Genomic DNA, 14779 nt, shown 5'->3' with positions numbered 1-14779 from the left:
CGATGTGTCCCGCCGTCTCTTCACCTCGGAGTCCGTGACCGAGGGCCACCCCGACAAGATCGCCGACCAGATCAGCGACACGATTCTCGACGCCCTTCTGCGGGAGGACCCGACCTCCCGCGTCGCCGTGGAGACCCTGATCACCACCGGCCTCGTGCACGTCGCCGGTGAGGTGACCACCAAGGCGTACGCCGACATCCCCACCCTCGTGCGCAACAAGATCCTCGAGATCGGCTACGACTCCTCGAAGAAGGGCTTCGACGGCGCCTCCTGCGGAGTCTCGGTGTCCATCGGCGCGCAGTCTCCCGACATCGCGCAGGGCGTCGACACGGCGTACGAGAAGCGCGTCGAGGGCGATGAGGACGAGCTGGACAAGCAGGGCGCCGGCGACCAGGGCCTGATGTTCGGCTACGCCTGCGACGAGACGCCCGAGCTGATGCCGCTGCCGATCAACCTCGCGCACCGGCTCTCGCGCCGCCTCTCGGAGGTCCGCAAGAACGGCACCATCCCCTACCTGCGACCGGACGGCAAGACCCAGGTCACCATCGAGTACGACGGCGACAAGGCCGTCCGCCTCGACACCGTGGTGGTGTCCTCGCAGCACGCGTCCGACATCGACCTGGACTCGCTGCTCGCGCCCGACATCCGCGAGTTCGTCGTCGAGCACGTGCTCAAGCAGCTCGTCGAGGACGGCATCAAGCTCGACACCGACGGCTACCGCCTCCTGGTGAACCCGACCGGGCGTTTCGAGATCGGCGGCCCGATGGGCGACGCGGGCCTGACCGGTCGCAAGATCATCATTGACACGTACGGCGGCATGGCCCGCCACGGCGGCGGCGCCTTCTCCGGCAAGGACCCGTCCAAGGTGGACCGCTCGGCGGCCTACGCGATGCGCTGGGTGGCGAAGAACGTCGTCGCGGCCGGCCTCGCGGCCCGCTGCGAGGTCCAGGTCGCGTACGCGATCGGCAAGGCCGAGCCCGTCGGTCTGTTCGTGGAGACCTTCGGCACGGCGACGACCGACGTCGAGAAGATCGAGCAGGCCATCGCCGAGGTCTTCGACCTCCGCCCGGCCGCGATCATCCGCGACCTCGACCTGCTCCGTCCGATCTACGCCCAGACCGCGGCGTACGGCCACTTCGGCCGCGAGCTGCCCGACTTCACCTGGGAGCGCACGGACCGCGTCGACGCGCTGCGCGCGGCGGCGGGCCTGTGACCCTGTAGCCCCACGGCTCCCGAAGGCCCCGGACCGGGACGGTCCGGGGCCTTCGTGTGTGGGGGAGCGGGGCGGGGCGCGGAGGGCGGGGGCTCTCGCCCTTCGTGTGCGGCGCGCCCGGAGCCGGGCCTTGCGCGTGCGGGCCGCGGGTCCGGCGCCGGGCTCGGTGGCGTGCCTTCGCGCGTGCGAGGCGGTGGGCCGGGAGCCGGGCGCGGGGGCGCGCGGGGGCGGGGCGAGGCCCTTTGCGTGGGGGGTGGGAGCCGGGGGTCGGGCCCGGAGGCGTACGCGCGGCGCGGCTTGGCCCCACCGCCTGCGGGCCGTCCCGGTCCGGGCCTTCGCGGGTGCGGGACGCAGGGCCCGGAGGCGTACGGGCAGCGGGGCCGGGGTCCTCGCGCCTGCGGGACGCGTGCCCGCGGGGCCCGGTGTGCGGAAGCGGACGCAGGGCGGGTCCCGGTGCGTGGGCGGGGGTGGCCGGCGGGGGCTGGTCGACGGTCATGGGGCCGCAGGCGACGGCGCCGGGCGCTGTCGGTGGGCTCTGGTAGGAATGGGGCTGTGAGCAGCGACAACGAGCAGCCGGAGGAGTCCGCCGCGGGCGGGCCCGAGCAGCTTGCGCTCATACGCGAGACGGTGCGCAAGGCCAAGGTGCCCAAGGCCAAGCCGCGCACCTGGCGGGGGGCCGCGCTCGCCAAGGAGCTGCCGGTCGCGCGGGTCGTCGTGAACAAGGGCGTCCTGCACCTCGACCAGTACTTCGACTACGCCGTGCCGGAGGAGCTCGACGCCGCCGCACAGCCCGGCGTGCGGGTGCGCGTGCGGTTCGGGGCGGGGGCGCACCGGGTGCGGGAGGGCCGCCGCGAGGGCGGCGGGCTCATCGACGGATTCCTGGTCGAGCGCCTCGCCGAGACCGACTACACCGGCCCCCTCGCGGCGCTCGCCCACGTCGTCTCGCCCGAGCCCGTCCTCGGCCCCGAGATCCTCCGCCTCGCCCGCGCCGTCGCCGACCGGTACGCGGGCAGCCTCGCCGACGTGCTGCAGCTCGCGGTGCCGCCCAGGAACGGACGCGCCGAGGCCAAGCCGTCGCCCGAGCCGCTGCCGCCGCCCGCGCCCCCCGGAGCCGGCTCCTGGGAGCGGTACGGGCGGGGGCCCGCGTTCATCGAGGCCCTCGCCACCGGCGACTCACCCCGCGCCGTGTGGACCGCGCTGCCCGGCCCGCACTGGCCCGAGGAACTGGCCCGTGCCGTCGCCGCGACGCTCGCGTCCGGGCGCGGGGCGCTCGTCGTCGTGCCCGACGGGCGTCGCGCCGTCCGTGTCGACGCCGCGCTCACCGCTCTGCTGGGGGAGGGCCGCCACGCTCTCCTGACCGCCGAATCCGGGCCCGAGGAGCGCTACCGGCAGTGGCTCGCCGTGCGCAGGGGCTCGGTGCGGGCCGTGGTGGGCACCCGGGCCACCATGTTCGCGCCCGTGCGGGACCTCGGGCTCGTCGTCGTCTGGGACGACGGCGACGCGAGCCACAGCGACGACAACGCACCCTTCCCCCACGTCCGCGAGGTCCTGGAGCTGCGCGCCGCTCACGACGGATGCGCCTTCCTGCTGGGCAGCACCAGCTGCACGGTCGAGGCCGCCCAGCTCGTCGAGAGCGGCTGGGCCGTGCCGCTCGTCGCCGACCGGGCGCGGGTCAGGGCCGCTGCGCCCCTGGTGCGTACCGTCGGCGACCAGGACTTGGCGCGGGACGAGGCCGCGCGGGCGGCCCGGCTGCCCAGCCTCGCCTGGCAGGCGGTACGGGACGGGCTGCGGACCGGCCCTGTGCTGGTCCAGGTGCCACGGCGCGGCTACGTGCCACGGCTCGCCTGCGAGCGCTGCCGCACGCCGGCCCGGTGCCGGCACTGCGCCGGGCCGCTGGAGGCACCGGACGAGCGCGAGCTGCGCTGCGCCTGGTGCGGGCAGGGCGAGCCCGAGTGGCACTGTGTGGCCTGCGGCTCCGTCCGGTTGCGGGCGCGGATCGTGGGCGCGCGCCGCACCGCGGAGGAACTGGGCCGCGCCTTCCCCGCCGTGCCCGTGCGCACCTCCGGCCGGGACCACGTGCTCGACGCCGTGTCCGGCCGTCCCGCGCTGGTGGTCTCCACGCCCGGCGCCGAGCCCGTGGCCGACGGCGGTTACGCGGCCGCGCTGCTCCTGGACGGCTGGGCCATGCTCGGGCGGCCCGATCTCCGCGCGGGCGAGGAGGCGCTGCGCCGCTGGCTCGCCGCGGCCTCGCTGGTGCGGGGACAGGACGAGGGCGGCACGGTCGTCGTCGTCGCCGAGCCGACGTTGCGGCCGGTCCAGGCGCTCGTGCGCTGGGATCCGGTCGGCCACGCGCTGCGTGAGCTCGCCGAGCGGGCGGAGCTCGGCTTTCCGCCGGTGTCGCGGATGGCGGAGGTGGTGGGGCGTCCGGAGGCGGTCGCGTCGTTCCTGCTCGCCGCCGAACTGCCCGAGCAGGCCGAGGTGTTGGGGCCCGTCGCGCTCCCGGTGACCGACGCCGGACGGGTGCGGAGGCCGGGGGAGGCCCCGGTGGGGGAGCGCTGGGAGCGGGCGTTGCTGCGGGTGCCGCCGGGCCGCGGGGCGGCGCTGGCGGCCGCACTCAAGTCGGCGCAGGCGGCGCGGCTCGCCCGTGGCGGCACGGACCCGGTCCGCATCAGGATCGACCCGCCGGACATCGGCTGACGGCCGGCCCGATCGTGGGGGGCGTGGACGTCCCCGGCCACACGTGCGGGGCCGGGGCCTCGTGAACGGGCACCCGGACTGCTTTCCGGCCGCCGGACGTTGCGGTGTCTCCTCATGTCCGGACACCTCAGGTCTTCCGCCCCCGCCACGGGTGGCGGCCGTCGCGGCTGTCGGTCGCCTCCACGGCGGTGGTCGCCGCCGCTGGGAGCGGATGCCCGCGGGTGTGGGGACGTCAGCCCCCACCAGGCGTCAGCCGTTGCGCGGACCCGGGAACGCGCCAGGGCGCGTCTCGGCCGACTGCGGCGGCATCGAGCGCGCGGCCGGAACCGCCGACACCGGCGGCAGCGTGCGGGTCGTCGTCGGCTCGGCCTCCACGGCGCCCGGCTGCGGCGTCGCCCTGCGGGCACCGTAACGGCGGTGCACCGCCTGCTTCGTGACCCCGAGCGCCGAGCCCACCGCGTCCCAGGAGAAGCCCAGCGAACGGTCGAAGTCCACGGCCGCGGTCACCAGCGTCTCGACGCTGTCGCGCAGCTCCTGCGCGAGACGGACGGTCGGGGCCGGGGCCCTGCCGTAGACGACGAAGCCCGTGGACGGGCCGGAGCGGCGCGGGCGGTAGACATTGCCCAGCTGGGCGGTGAGCGTGCGCAATGCGTCCACCTGCCGGCGGACCCGCTCGATGTCCCGCACCAACAGGTGCAGACTTGCCCGGGCTTGGGCGTCGTGGGTTGCGTGGTCGGCCATTGACAAGCCTCTCGAACCGGCGTTGAAAGGGGCCGGGCCGCATCAGGGCGGCCCGCTTCGGTCAATCTCTCTTGACCAACGGCGAAGCCGCCGATCTGGTCACGCTTCGGGGCGTATGCGCATGTGCGCGGGGCGCGCGGTCTCCCGTACGCCCCCTGAGGCCCGGCCCCATAGACTGGTGAGCTGCTCGTCGCACCGAACCGCACACGTCCGAGAGGCAGTCAGCCACCGATGAAGCTCGTCTTCGCAGGTACCCCCGAGGTCGCCGTTCCCGCCCTGGACGCCCTGATCGCCTCCGGACGGCACGAGGTCGCCGCCGTGGTCACCCGGCCGGACGCGCCCGCCGGGCGCGGCAGGCACCTGGTGGCCAGCCCGGTCGCACAGCGCGCCGAGGAGGCCGGCATCGAGGTGCTCAAGCCGGTCAGGCCGCGGGACGAGGCGTTCCTGGAGCGGCTGCGTGAGATCGCGCCGGACTGCTGCCCGGTCGTCGCCTACGGCGCGCTGCTGCCCAGGGCCGCCCTCGACGTGCCGGCCCGTGGCTGGGTCAACCTGCACTTCTCGCTGCTTCCCGCCTGGCGCGGCGCGGCTCCTGTCCAGCACGCGATCCTTGCCGGCGACGAGATGACCGGTGCCGCCACGTTCCAGATCGAGGAGGGCCTCGACTCGGGGCCGGTGTACGGGGTGATCACCGAGCCCGTGCGGCCCACCGACACCAGCGGTGACCTGCTGACGCGACTGGCTTTCGCCGGCGCCGGGTTGCTCGCGGCGACGATGGACGGCATCGAGGACGGCACCCTGAAGCCCGTACCGCAGCCCGCCGAGGGAATCTCCCTCGCCCCGAAGATCACGGTCGAGGACGCGCACGTGGACTTCGCGGCCCCCGCGCTGCGCGTCGACCGCGTCGTCCGCGGCTGCACGCCCGCCCCCGGCGCGTGGACGCTCTTCCGGGGCGAGCGGCTGAAGCTGATCCAGGTCGCGCTGCTGACCGACCGCACGGACCTGGCCCCCGGCGAGCTGGATTCGGGCAAGAACAACGTCTACGCGGGCACCGGATCGCACGCCGTCGAACTGCTGTGGGTGCAGCCCCAGGGCAAGAAGCCGATGCGGGCGGCGGACTGGGCGCGCGGGGTGCGCATCGCCCCCGGCGAGCGGCTCGGCGCCTAGGCTCTGTCGTTCGTTGCCGGGCTCGCGTGCCCCCCGGCACCGCACCTTTGCCCGTAACCCTTCCGGTGCGGCAGGCGACGCCCCTCCGGTCGTCGTCGGTCACCGACGCCCCGCGTGGCCCCTCCCTCGGGCCACCTTCCAGCGGCAGTTGGGGGACTCCGGCGGGGAGGGGGCTTCGTCCTCCGCTGCGATGCGTCCCCCGGGCCCTGCGGGGCCTGGGGAGCCCGCAGGCAGGCCCTGCGGGCTGGGGTGTCCGGCCGGGAGGCGCCGCGTGGCGGCGTAGGCTGGCAGGGTTCAACCCTCTCGAACGCGGAGCACCTTTTGAGCGAGCAGTCCCGTCGCCGTCCCCCCAAGCCGTACCGCCGGCCCAAGAAGGATCCCGTCCGGATCCTCGCCTTCGAGGCGCTGCGCGCCGTCGACGAGCGGGACGCGTACGCGAATCTCGTCCTGCCTCCGCTGCTGAGGAAGGCCCGCGAGAAGAGCGACTTCGACGCGCGGGACGCGGCGCTCGCCACCGAGCTCGTGTACGGGACGCTGCGCCGCCAGGGCACGTACGACGCGATCATCGCGGCCTGCATCGACCGGCCGCTGCGCGAGGTCGACCCGCCCGTGCTCGACGTGCTCGCCCTCGGCGCGCATCAGCTGCTGGGCACCCGGATCCCCACGCACGCGGCGGTGTCCGCGAGCGTGGAGCTCGCGCGGGTGGTGCTCGGCGACGGGCGGGCCAAGTTCGTCAACGCCGTGCTGCGCAAGGTCTCCCAGGACGACCTGGACACCTGGGTGGAGCGCGTCGCCCCGCCGTACGACGAGGACGCCGAGGACCACCTCGCGGTCGTGCACTCCCACCCCCGCTGGGTCGTCTCCGCGCTGTGGGACTCGCTCGGCGGCGGGCGCGCCGGCATCGAGGACCTGCTGGAGGCGGACAACGAGCGGCCCGAGGTGACCCTGGTCGCCCGCCCCGGCCGCGCGACGACCGGTGAGCTGCTCGACGTGCTGGGCGAGGAGTCGGCCCTGCCGGGCCGCTGGTCGCCGTACGCCGTCCGGCTCGCCGAGGGCGGTGAGCCGGGCGCGATCGACGCCGTGCGCGAGGGGCGGGCCGGTGTGCAGGACGAGGGCAGCCAGCTCGTGGCGATCGCCCTGGCCAACGCCCCGCTGGAGGGACGCGACGAGCGGTGGCTCGACGGGTGCGCCGGGCCCGGCGGCAAGGCCGCGCTGCTCGGCGCCCTCGCGGCAGGGCGCGGCGCGACCCTGTTGGCCTCCGAGAAGCAGCCGCACCGTGCACGGCTCGTGGACCGCGCGCTGACTGGGAACCCCGGCCCGTACCAGGTGATCGCCGCGGACGGTACGCGCCCGCCCTGGCGCCCCGGGTCCTTCGACCGGGTGCTCGTGGACGTGCCCTGCTCGGGGCTCGGCGCGCTGCGCCGCCGGCCCGAGGCGCGCTGGCGCCGCCGTCCCGAGGACCTGGAAGGCTTCGCCCCGCTTCAACGCGCCCTGCTGCGCGAGGCGTTGAGCGCCGTGCGGGTCGGCGGCGTGGTGGGGTACGCCACCTGCTCGCCGCACCTCGCCGAGACGCGAGTCGTCGTCGACGACGTGCTGCGCGGGCGCGGCGGCCCGGCACCCGAGGCGGAGCTGGTGGACGCACGGCCGCTGATGCCCGGCGTCCCGGCACTCGGCGACGGCCCCGACGTCCAGCTGTGGCCGCATGTGCACGGGACCGACGCGATGTACCTGGCGCTGCTGCGCCGCACCGCGTAGCCGCATCGCGTAGCCGCATCGCGTAGTCGTACCGGGCAGCCGCGCCGCGTCGCCGCTGGATGGGCGGGTGCGCGGCGGGTGACTCCCGCGCCTCGCCGCCGCGAGAGCCGCGAGGCAGCCGGTCCGCGGCGGGGGCGTCCCTCGCACACCGCCGCCGCGAGAGCCGCCGGGGCCGGCCACACCGGTGCGATCCGGTGCCCGGCCTCCGCGAGCGGCGCCGCGAGGACCCGGACGACCGGTCGAATGGCCGGTATTGCGGTGGGCTGTGCAGATCCTGCCGACGGCTGGTCCGTACCGAGTACCGTCCCGGGGAGGGGAAGCGTCTCGGAACATGGCAGGCTTGGCACATGGCCGTTCAGATCAATCCCAGCATCCTCTCCGCCGACTTCTCGCGACTGGCGGAGGAGGCGGAGGCCGTCACGGGCGCCGACTGGCTCCACGTCGACGTGATGGACAACCACTTCGTGCCCAACCTGACCCTGGGCGTGCCGGTCGTGGAGTCGCTCGCCAAGGCGACGGACACTCCGCTGGACTGCCACCTGATGATCGAGGACCCCGACCGCTGGGCCCCGCAGTACGTCGAGGCCGGCGCCGGCTCCGTCACCTTCCACGTCGAGGCCGCCGCCGCTCCCGTGCGCCTCGCGCGGGAGATCCGTGCCAAGGGCGCGCGCGCCTCCATGGCGCTCAAGCCCGCGACGCCGATCGAGCCGTACGAGGACCTGCTCCCCGAGCTCGACATGCTGCTGATCATGACCGTGGAGCCGGGCTTCGGCGGGCAGGCGTTCCTGGACATCATGCTGCCGAAGATCCGCCGCACCCGGGAGCTGATCTCCAAGCACGGTCTGGAGCTGTGGCTCCAGGTCGACGGCGGGGTGTCGGCGTCGACGATCGAGCGGTGCGCGGAGGCGGGCGCCGACGTGTTCGTGGCCGGTTCCGCGGTCTACAACGCCGAGGACCCGGCCGCGGCGGTGCGGATGCTGCGTGACCAGGCGTCCACGGCCACCGCGTCGGCCGCCTGGGCGTGCGGCCACTGAGGTGCGCTCCGATGGCCGCGCTTGTTCAACCGATGTTGCCCCATCAGGGCTGATCAAGGACCGGCGGATCTGACAGGATGGCCGGACCCGGGAGTGTGTGTACGTGTGTACGGCAGTGAGGAGATCGCGGTGACTGCTAGGCCGGCGGGACGGTCCGCCCTGCGGATGGGGCCCGCTGAGCTGGTGCAGGCGGCGGCCATGGCGCGTCGCTTCTATCTCGAGGGCAAGTCCAAGATCCAGATCGCGGAGGAGTTCGGCGTCAGCCGCTTCAAGGTCGCGCGGGTCCTGGAGACCGCTCTCGAACGTGATCTGGTGCGAATCGAGATCCGAGTGCCCGCCGAGCTCGACGCCGAGCGCTCGGACGCGCTGCGCGCCCGGTACGGCCTGCGGCACGCCGTCGTCGTCGAGTCCCCGGCGGAGGCGGACGAGTCGCCCGACCCGGAGAATCTGGGCGAGGTGGCCGCGGACCTGCTCGGCGAGCTCGTGAACGAGGGCGACGTACTGGGTCTGGCCTGGGGCCGTTCCACGATCCACATGGCGGCGGCCCTGGACCGGCTGCCGCCGTGCACGGTCGTGCAGCTCACGGGCGTCTACGACGCGGGGACCGCCGAGCGCGGTTCGGTCGAGGCGGTACGGCGGGCGGCCCAGGTCTCCGGCGGCGAGGCCCACCCCATCTACGCGCCCATGCTGCTGCCGGACCCGGCGACCGCGGCGGCGCTTCGGCACCAGACGGGGATCGCCCGTGCCTTCGACTACTTCGACAAGGTGACCGTCGCCTGCGTCTCCATCGGCTCCTGGGAGCCGGGCATCTCGACGGTGCACGACATGCTCACCGACGAGGAGCGCGCGCACTACGCCTCGCTCGGCGTGGCCGCGGAGATGTCCGCGCACCTCTTCGACCGGCAGGGCCGCCGCGTCGGGCGTGACCTGGGGGAGCGGTGCATCACCGTCGAGGCCGACCGGCTCCGGCGCATCCCCGAGGTCGTGGCCATCGCGGGCGGCCAGCGCAAGGCGGAGGCCATCGCGGCGGTGCTGCGCTCCGGTCTCGTGACCAGCCTGGTCACGGACACCGCGGCGGCCGACCTGCTGCTGACGTCGGAACCGGGCCAGCGCCCCGCCCTGGAGCGCGCCGACCCGGACGACTGACCAAGCGGCGGGGCCCGCGCGCCGCGGGCACGGTCCGCCGGCTCCGTGACCGGGGCGTTTGGAGGATCCGCTCGACGGGCGACGCCGTGACTGGAGCTTTCGCCGGGGCATGACAACGGACCCGGCATGGGACAATGAAGTACGTGCGTTTTCCCCGGCTGCAATGCCCGGGGGTCCTCCGATCGACTGGGATGTTCAGCACGTGCGTTTCCTCAATGACCAGAAGCCGCCGTACGACCTGACGTACGACGATGTGTTCATGGTGCCGAGCCGTTCGGCCGTGGGTTCCCGCCAGGGCGTGGACCTGTCCTCCCCCGACGGCACCGGCACGACCGTCCCGCTGGTCGTCGCCAACATGACGGCCATCGCCGGCCGCCGGATGGCCGAGACCGTCGCGCGCCGCGGCGGACTCGTCGTGATCCCCCAGGACATCCCGATCGACGTCGTCACCGACGTCATCTCCTGGGTCAAGACGCGTCACCACGTGCTCGACACCCCGATCGTCCTCGGGCCGCACCAGACCGTCGCCGACGCCCTGTCGCTGCTGCCCAAGCGGGCCCACGGCGCCGGTGTCGTCGTCGACGACGGCCACCGCCCCATCGGCATCGTCACCGACCACGACCTGGCCGGCGTGGACCGCTTCACCCAGCTGTCCGAGGTCATGTCCAAGGACCTCCTGCTGCTGGACGCGGACATCGACCCGCGCGAGGCGTTCAACCGGCTCGACGGCGCCAACCGCCGCTACGCCCCCGCGGTCGACGGCGACGGCCGGCTCGCCGGCGTCCTCACCCGCAAGGGCGCGCTGCGCGCCACGCTGTACACCCCGGCCCTCGACGCGCGGGGCAGGCTGCGCATCGCCGCCGCCGTGGGCATCAACGGCGACGTGGCGGGCAAAGCCAAGCAGCTGCTCGACGCGGGTGTCGACACGCTCGTCGTGGACACCGCACACGGCCACCAGGAGTCGATGCTCAGCGCGATCAGGGCGGTGCGTGGTCTCGATCCGCACGTGCCGGTCGTCGCGGGCAACATCGTGGCCGCCGAGGGCGTGCGCGACCTGGTCGAGGCCGGCGCGGACATCATCAAGGTCGGTGTCGGGCCGGGCGCGATGTGCACCACCCGCATGATGACCGGCGTGGGCCGCCCGCAGTTCTCGGCCGTTCTCGAATGCGCCGCCGAGGCGAAGAAGTACGGCAAGCACGTGTGGGCCGACGGCGGTGTCCGTCACCCGCGCGACGTCGCCATGGCGCTCGCCGCCGGCGCGTCGAACGTGATGATCGGCTCCTGGTTCGCCGGGACCTACGAGTCCCCGGGCGACCTCCAGCAGACCGCCGACGGGCGGCTGTACAAGGAGTCCTTCGGCATGGCGTCCAAGCGCGCCGTGCGCAACCGCACCAGCGAGGAGTCCGCGTACGACCGGGCCCGCAAGGCCCTGTTCGAGGAGGGCATCTCCCACTCGCGCATGTTCCTCGACCCGGCCCGCCCGGGTGTCGAGGACCTGATCGACTCGATCATCGCGGGTGTGCGCTCCTCCTGCACGTACGCCGGTGCCGGTTCCCTCGAGGAGTTCGCCGAGCGGGCGATCGTCGGCGTCCAGAGCGCCGCCGGTTACGCGGAGGGCAAGCCGCTGCACGCCAGTTGGAGTTGATGAACCGGCGTGGTCAACTCGTCCGGCTTCCGCGCCAGTCGCGGGGGCCGGACGACGCGTTTCCGCGTGGCGTTCTCCTGTTCCCCCGAATCCGTCGGCATGCCGAGGGACATCCGGGGTAGGCGCGCCTTCGCACTGACATCGGAGCAGGGGAGGACGAAGTGTCCACGGCGAGCACGGTCCCGACCGAACTCACGCAGTCTGGAGGCCGACGCCCGGATATGGCGGAGCTGGACCTTCCGGATGTGCGGAATGCGGGGGAGGTTGCACCCAAGGACGCCCGCGAGATCTCCAAGGTCTTCTTCGAGCGGCTCGACTCGCTCGACGAGGGAACCCACGAGTACCAGTACGTACGCAACACTCTGATCGAGCTCAACCTGGCCCTGGTCAAGTACGCGGCCGGCCGCTTCCGCAACCGCGCCGAGCAGATGGAGGACATCGTCCAGGTCGGCACCATCGGCCTGATCAAGGCGATTGACCGCTTCGAGCTCAGCCGCGAGGTCGAGTTCGCGACGTTCGCCGTCCCGTACATCGTCGGCGAGATCAAGCGGTTCTTCCGCGACACCAGCTGGGCCGTCCATGTGCCGCGCCGGCTCCAGGAGCTGCGGATCGACCTGGCGAAGGCCGTCGACGAGCTCTCCCAGAAGCTGGACCACACCCCGACCACCGCCGAACTCGCCAAGCACCTGGGGCTGGACGAGGAGGAGATCATCGAGGGCGTCGTCGCCAGCAACGGCTACACGGCCGGGTCCATCGACATGCCGATGGACGACGCCTCCGACCACGCCGCGGTGCCGCTGTCCGACCGTCTGGGCGCGCCCGACGCCGACCTGGAGACGGCGGAGAACGTGCAGGCCCTCAAGCCGCTGATCGAGGAGCTCGACGACCGCGACCGGCGGATCCTGCGCATGCGTTTCGGCGAGGAGATGACGCAGTCGGAGATCGGCGAGCAGCTGGGCGTGTCCCAGATGCACGTGTCGCGGCTGCTGACCCGGATCACCGGGCGGCTGCGTGAGGGGCTGCTCGCGGTGGAGTGACACCACCCGAGGGACACGGGCGGCGGTACCGACCGCCGCCCGTCCCGGAACCACATTCCCCCCACGGTAGAAACGGCGTCCTGGCAGACCAGGACGCCGTTTCTGTACCTGAGCGACAGGACCTGAGAGACAGGGGGCGTCAGCAGGACGCCGCAGCCGGACGCACCCAGGTCGCCCGGACCGTCTTCCCGTACGGCTGGGGGCAGACCTCGACGCGGCCCGCGAGCCGCTGCACCAGGTGCCAGCCGAATCCGCCCTCGCCCGAGAAGGAGGGCGGGCGTGCGACGGGGGGCAGTGGGCTGGAGTCCTCGATCCCCACCGTGAGCGTGTCCGTGCCCGCCGTCAGATGCAGACGCCACCAGCCGGCCGTGTGCCGCACCGCGTTGGAGACCAGCTCGGAGACGACGAGCAGCACCGCGTCCGGGTCGGCCCAGGGGCAGTGGTGCAGCAGGAACTCCGCCGTTGCCGTACGGGCCCCCGCGGTGTGCCTGCTCTCCGGATGCGGCGATTCCTCGATCACCACATGGCGCTGTGCGTTCATCAAGGCGTCGTCTACCCGGTCCGCGCGCGTCTATGAGAGTGTCCCGCCGCACACCCCCTGCGACGCCTTCCGTGATCTCCTCGTGCACCCGGGCGCAATGTTTACCCGTGTGCCGCGTCAGCGCGCAATGATCGGCCGCTGATGCGCAACAACGATGCATTACGGCCGTGAGCTGCGGACTCGTAGGCTCGGGCCCCGTACCAGGAGTGGCGGTGACCGTCTGCTCGGCGGTCCCCTTCCCCCTGCGTGGGCTGTTCCACGCCTGCGGGCCGCCGGAGGTCCCCCTCGCCGAATCCCGCAGCGATGAAGGAGCCCCGACGTGCTGGACCACGGAGCCGCGCCGTCCGCGACCGCGCCACCGTCCGCCCCCACCCCCACCCCCACCCCCGGCCCCGGTCTCGGTGCGCGTCTGATGCGGCGCAAGCCCGTCGAGCGGCTCGTCGCCGAGGGTGGGCAGGGCGAGGGCGGAACGCTCCGCCGCTCGCTGTCCATGTGGCAGCTGACGATGATCAGCATCGGTGCGACGCTCGGCACGGGCATCTTCGTGGTGCTGGGCGACAGTGTTCCCAAGGCCGGCCCGGCCGTCACCCTGGCGTTCGTCCTCGCCGGACTCACCGCGCTCTTCTCGGCTCTCTCGTACGCCGAGCTGGCCGGCTCCATACCGGTCGCCGGCTCCTCCTACTCGTACGCGTACGCGACGATGGGCGAACTCGTCGCCTGGGTCTGCGGCTGGTGTCTGGTCCTCGAATACGGCGTGTCCGTCGCCGCCGTGGCCGTCGGCTGGGGCGAGTACCTCAACGAGCTGCTGAACGGCACGATCGGCATGACCATCCCGGGCATGCTCTCCTCGGCGCCCGGCGAGGGCGGCATCATCAACCTGCCCGGCCTGATCGTCGTCCTGCTCGCCATGGTCTTCCTGCTCGGCGGCGCCAAGGAGTCCGCCCGGGCCAACACGATCATGGTCGTCGTGAAGATCGGCGCGCTGGTCCTCTTCTGCGCCATCGGCTTCATGGGCTTCAAGTCCGGCAACTACGCCGACTTCATGCCGCTCGGCATGGCGGGCGTGAGCGCCGCCGGGGCCAGCCTGTTCTTCTCGTACATCGGCTTCGACGCCGCCTCCACCGCCGGTGAGGAGGCGAAGAACCCGCAGCGCGACCTGCCCCGCGCGATCATGCTGTCGCTGATCATCGTCACCGCGCTCTACGTCCTGGTCGCCGCCGTCGCCGTCGGTGCCTGGCACTGGAAGGACTTCGAGGGTTCCGAGGCCTCCCTGACCGCGATCATGAACGACGTCAGCGGCCAGACCTTCTGGGGCACGCTGCTCGCGGCCGGTGCCGTCATCTCCATCGCCAGCGTCGTCCTGACCGTGCTCTACGGCCAGACCCGCGTGCTGTTCGCCATGTCCCGTGACGGCCTGGTGCCCAAGGTGTTCGGCAAGGTCAGCGGCAGGACCGGCACACCCCGCGTCAACACCGTCATCGTGTCGCTCTTCTGCGGTGCCCTCGCCTCCGTCATCCCGCTGGGCAAGCTCGTCGACGCCACCAGCATCGGCACCCTCTTCGCCTTCGCGCTGGTCAACGTCGCGGTGATCGTGCTGCGCCGCACCCGGCCCGACATGCCGCGCACCTTCACCGTGCCGCTCGGCTGGCTGTTCCCGGTGCTCGGCTTCGGCTTCTGCGTCTACAACATGTTCAGCCTCGACTCCGTCACCTGGGTCGTCTTCGGTGCCTGGCTGGCCGCGGGCCTCGTGTTCTACTTCCTGTACGGCCTTCGCCGCTCCCGACTCGCCACAGCAGAGAAGTGATC

The 14779-nt window shown here is 73.2% G+C and carries 11 protein-coding genes; 9 read left to right on the top strand and 2 right to left on the bottom strand.

Annotation, left to right across the window (positions count from 1 at the left end):
* The first annotated feature begins 4 nt into the window (after positions 1–4).
* Both metK and ACLB9X_RS24205 read left to right on the top strand, forming a co-directional pair.
* Positions 5–1213: a methionine adenosyltransferase gene (metK, locus tag ACLB9X_RS24210; RefSeq protein ID WP_410362493.1), complete on the top strand. Its 1209-nt coding sequence runs from the start codon at positions 5–7 to the stop codon at positions 1211–1213.
* A gap of 552 nt (positions 1214–1765) precedes the next feature.
* Positions 1766–3910 (top strand): primosomal protein N', encoded by a 2145-nt coding sequence (locus ACLB9X_RS24205; protein WP_410362492.1) that lies wholly within the window; start codon positions 1766–1768, stop codon positions 3908–3910.
* A gap of 249 nt (positions 3911–4159) precedes the next feature.
* On the opposite strand, the gene ACLB9X_RS24200 is transcribed toward ACLB9X_RS24205, so the two are convergent.
* Positions 4160–4651 carry a hypothetical protein gene (locus ACLB9X_RS24200; protein WP_410362491.1) on the bottom strand — a complete coding sequence of 164 codons (492 nt, stop codon included), beginning with the start codon at positions 4649–4651 and terminating at the stop codon, positions 4160–4162.
* 231 nt (positions 4652–4882) lie between these two features.
* Between ACLB9X_RS24200 and fmt the strand changes: the two genes are divergently transcribed.
* The 6 genes from fmt to ACLB9X_RS24170 all read left to right on the top strand — a co-directional run bounded on the left by fmt (position 4883) and on the right by ACLB9X_RS24170 (position 12432).
* Positions 4883–5815 carry a methionyl-tRNA formyltransferase gene (gene fmt, locus ACLB9X_RS24195; protein ID WP_410362490.1) on the top strand — a complete coding sequence of 311 codons (933 nt, stop codon included), beginning with the start codon at positions 4883–4885 and terminating at the stop codon, positions 5813–5815.
* A gap of 321 nt (positions 5816–6136) precedes the next feature.
* Complete coding sequence (locus ACLB9X_RS24190; protein WP_410362489.1) at positions 6137–7570, top strand: RsmB/NOP family class I SAM-dependent RNA methyltransferase; 1434 nt, start codon at positions 6137–6139, stop codon at positions 7568–7570.
* Between the two features lie 347 nt (positions 7571–7917).
* Positions 7918–8604: a ribulose-phosphate 3-epimerase gene (rpe, locus tag ACLB9X_RS24185; protein WP_410362488.1), complete on the top strand. Its 687-nt coding sequence runs from the start codon at positions 7918–7920 to the stop codon at positions 8602–8604.
* A 105-nt stretch (positions 8605–8709) separates the two neighbouring features.
* A complete protein-coding gene (locus tag ACLB9X_RS24180; protein WP_410362487.1) occupies positions 8710–9750 on the top strand; it encodes a sugar-binding transcriptional regulator in 1041 nt (346 codons plus the stop codon).
* Positions 9751–9913: 163 nt separating this feature from the next.
* Positions 9914–11395 carry a GuaB1 family IMP dehydrogenase-related protein gene (locus ACLB9X_RS24175; RefSeq protein WP_410362486.1) on the top strand — a complete coding sequence of 494 codons (1482 nt, stop codon included), beginning with the start codon at positions 9914–9916 and terminating at the stop codon, positions 11393–11395.
* Positions 11396–11556: 161 nt separating this feature from the next.
* Positions 11557–12432, top strand: coding sequence for an RNA polymerase sigma factor SigF (locus ACLB9X_RS24170; RefSeq protein WP_410362485.1), 876 nt, complete (start codon positions 11557–11559; stop codon positions 12430–12432).
* 139 nt (positions 12433–12571) lie between these two features.
* Here the strand turns inward: ACLB9X_RS24170 and ACLB9X_RS24165 are convergent, their stop codons facing one another.
* The gene (locus tag ACLB9X_RS24165; protein WP_410362484.1) at positions 12572–12973 is read right to left on the bottom strand and encodes an ATP-binding protein; all 402 of its coding nucleotides are present in this window, start codon (positions 12971–12973) and stop codon (positions 12572–12574) included.
* 319 nt (positions 12974–13292) lie between these two features.
* Here ACLB9X_RS24165 and ACLB9X_RS24160 point away from each other — a divergent pair, with 319 nt between their 5' ends.
* Entirely contained in the window at positions 13293–14777 is a 1485-nt protein-coding gene (locus ACLB9X_RS24160; protein ID WP_410362483.1) for an amino acid permease, read from the top strand.
* Positions 14778–14779 lie beyond the last annotated feature (2 nt).

Source organism: Streptomyces sp. 5K101 (assembly GCF_046506645.1).
Taxonomy (GTDB): domain Bacteria; phylum Actinomycetota; class Actinomycetes; order Streptomycetales; family Streptomycetaceae; genus Streptomyces.
The sequence above is the reverse complement of the archived record's forward strand: the minus strand, read 5'-3'. Positions and strand labels throughout refer to the sequence as shown.